We start from the raw sequence: 3,174 nt of genomic DNA on the forward strand, positions 1-3,174 counted from the left end.
TAAGTAATTTGATTGTATCAATAGTTAAATCTTTAATAAATCGCATTTTTTTGACCTTCTTGTGACCAAGAAGATATTTTACATTACTATTTCCATAATATACAATTTATTTTGCATAGGTACTTAATATCCCTTTGGGTAAAAAACTGGATCTAGGTCGATATCCCATCAATTCAATTCCTAGACTTAATCAGACGCAACTATCAAGATTTCCAGGCTGGCAGCAAAGCTACATTAATCAAGTGCCAGGGCTAAATCAAGTACCTTTTGACAAGATGCCACAGCCGATTAATTCGGGTTTGGATGTGGTGGGTATAGCTTCTGTGGTTTTAGGTAATTCGGAACGTGGTGATTCCAGAGCCAGAGAGAATTACTTTGTTTCTGGTAGGGTAAATCGTTCCAACAAAAATGTTGTTGTCGCCTGTAATGTGGGTAAAGAGTGTCCATTCCTAGAACTAGGTGATGTCGCAGGGCAAGCTGGCAACCTTTACGGTAAGCGATGGGCTTCTGGTTCTGCTCAGAAAGTAGACGGTGGTTTTGGGATCTTACAACGTGTTAACGGTGGTAAAGAACCGACAGGTAGGCTTGTCTACGGTTCTGGTTTCAAAGTTGTGCTAACTGGTGTAAATGAGTCCACCGGTACAGCCAACTTTGGGCTATTTTTTCGCTTTTGCATTAGGTTTTTCTGGGGTGGTAAATCTTGCACTCCCTACTTTATTGGCCCAGTACCTTGGATTCCCACCAAGGAGAATGATCTAGTCATTCTGGGGAGGGGGTGAATGTAGGCAGAGGGGCGGAGGAGCAGAGGGGCAGAGGAGAAATTATTTGTATTTTTCATTTGGTGAAAGGTATGGAATATCCAAACTTAGCGGAAGCAGGGGAAGAAGGGGGAGAAGAAATCTGATAGTCGTATTCGATGCAGAAATTCAGTAATTTAATTTTTGGATGTCCCTAATGATGACGACAACATTTAAAATCACTCAACAAGTAAAGAGAGCAGGGGGATATGTGCAGCAGAGGGAGAAAAATTCATTAAAAAATAATTCTCTTTCCCCTCCTGCATCCCCAGCTACCACAGCCCCCCCTGCTTACAACCTTGTTCCTCAGAATTTTAAGGATGCCTTTTTCTCCCCAATGGGTTTGGGATTACTTGTAAGTGTGGGAGCGTTAATGTTAGCGAAAGCAATGGAGGGGCGAGGGGCAACAAACAAACTAGCACGGGCGCGATGGGCAGGAGGTAGGGAGAAAACAGCAGCTCGTAAGCTGGCCTGCAAACAACTGATTGAACGCAAACATAACAGGGTAGCTTTATACATTGGTACACCTAAAGGTACTACTTTTCAGGTTGTTGACAACAAACGCATTATCAATATTCCAGAAGATAAAACCAGACTCTATCTGCCAGATGTACAACGTGGAATTTTAGTTTGTGGCGGGGCTGGTTCTGGTAAAACCTTCTCCATGATTAACCCTCTGGTACGTTCCGCGATCGATCAGGGACTACCAATTGTCCTTTACGATTTTAAATATGCTCACCAAGAATCGGCTACAGCTGACGCTAAAGGGCAAGCACCCAAACTACGCGTGCGAGTAGCATTGGAACCAAAATGTACGCTAACGACTGATTCCTGTGATAACGATAAAATTTTTACTTTCTTTAATGCCTCATTCTCATCGATATTTCAGGCTTTGAGCGTATTTTTCCGGTGATAATAATCTTTATCACAGGAATAGATAGATTTGAGAGTGACGGCTCAAACTCAATTACAGTAAGCATCTTGGGCTTAACGTACATTCCTGTTCCAATGCTACTCACGGGCGTAATTCGGTTTTAGCCAAACACTTTTCTCGCAATGCATTCATCAAAACGTAAGCTATGGAAGAGAACCACAATCGTAATTGATTTCCTGCAAATGTGTGTGTACTGGTTCTATCGCTAAAAAGTTCCATCTGTTGTTCTTTAAAGCGATTTTCCATCTCACCTCGCTTACAGTATTTCTGTGTGTAGAGTTGAGCAGGAGGTACTTTCTTGGTAGTCAATGAAGTAACAACAAAACGAATATTAGTCCCCTTTGCTCCATATTCAACTTTCGAGACCACACGACGACTACAACTCCAAGATTCACGAGTTTTATAGTCTAAAGACTTATACAAAATTGAGTTATTAATCAGGTCAGAAGCAACTTCAGACAGTTGTTCATTCGGGTTAAATACAGTTTCTAAAAATGAGACTACTGTTGATAATTTCTCATTAAACTCAAGCTTTGCTCTATTTTGAGTCGTGGTAGTCATCTGAATTAAACGACTATTTTGCGCCAATCCAAACACGTAATCAACTCTCACTTGTGACTCACACCATGACATGATATTTTCTCGTGAATATGCACTATCTCCACGGACTAAAATTTCGACATTCTTCCATTGTTGCCGTATTTGTTGAATCACCCTCTGTAATTCTTCTAATGCTCCTGATGCTGGGTCTATATTAGAAGGGCGAAGTTTTGCTGCCAATAAATGTTTGCCACAAAAAATATAAAGTGGAGCATAGCAGTATCCTGCGTAATAAGTATTGAAAAAAACTTGCTCCTGAGTTCCATGCACTAAATCATCAGTTACATCCAAGTCTAAAATAATTTGTCGTGGTTCTTTGACATAAGATTCTAGAAATATATCCACAAATAGACTTTCAATTTTTGATGGACAATGCCCGATTTTATGATAACGACTGTCTGCTCCTTGCTCTACATCTTCTGGACAATGTTCCAGCCTATTTAATGTACTTTTACCTGCCAATGTTGCTGGCTCATTCTCTAGTCCAATTCTTTTCCCTAATGCTAGAGCAAACATCGGATCATGGCGTAATTCTTCATGGTCATTTAAGTCTTCGTATCCCATGATTAACCCATATATCCGTTGTGCAATTAAGCCTTCTATTGGATGCAACATTCGGTTTATTTGACGGTAATCTTGGAAACATAGAGCTAATCGTGATGTTATTTGCAATTTTCGGTCTAATTCCGCAATTAAACCTAAACCAGCATCAGATGTTACCGAAGAAAGGCAGAGGGCAGGAGGCAGGAGGCAGGAGGTTTTAGAAAATAATGCTTCCCTCTGCTAAAAAGGGTTTAAAGCCCCTAAATTTATTTATGAAAAACAAAAAAATATGTATTTCGA

General features: G+C 40.4%; 3 protein-coding genes. 2 read left to right on the forward strand and 1 reads right to left on the reverse strand.

All coding sequences use genetic code 11. From position 1 onward, the window contains the following. Positions 1-134: 134 nt before the first annotated feature. Together LC605_RS32030 and LC605_RS32035 are read left to right on the forward strand one after the other, a co-directional pair. Positions 135-779 (forward strand): hypothetical protein, encoded by a 645-nt coding sequence (locus LC605_RS32030; RefSeq protein WP_229551405.1) that lies wholly within the window; start codon positions 135-137, stop codon positions 777-779. 175 nt (positions 780-954) lie between these two features. Continuing rightward, the gene (locus LC605_RS32035; protein ID WP_229551406.1) at positions 955-1,710 is read left to right on the forward strand and encodes a type IV secretory system conjugative DNA transfer family protein; all 756 of its coding nucleotides are present in this window, start codon (positions 955-957) and stop codon (positions 1,708-1,710) included. 102 nt (positions 1,711-1,812) lie between these two features. Here the strand turns inward: LC605_RS32035 and LC605_RS32040 are convergent, their stop codons facing one another. Beyond that, positions 1,813-3,003, reverse strand: a complete 1,191-nt coding sequence (locus tag LC605_RS32040; RefSeq protein ID WP_229551407.1) for an IS1380 family transposase — start codon at positions 3,001-3,003, stop codon at positions 1,813-1,815. Positions 3,004-3,174 lie beyond the last annotated feature (171 nt).

The sequence above is a fragment of the Nostoc sp. CHAB 5836 genome, from assembly GCF_020829445.1.
Lineage (GTDB): Bacteria > Cyanobacteriota > Cyanobacteriia > Cyanobacteriales > Nostocaceae > Nostoc.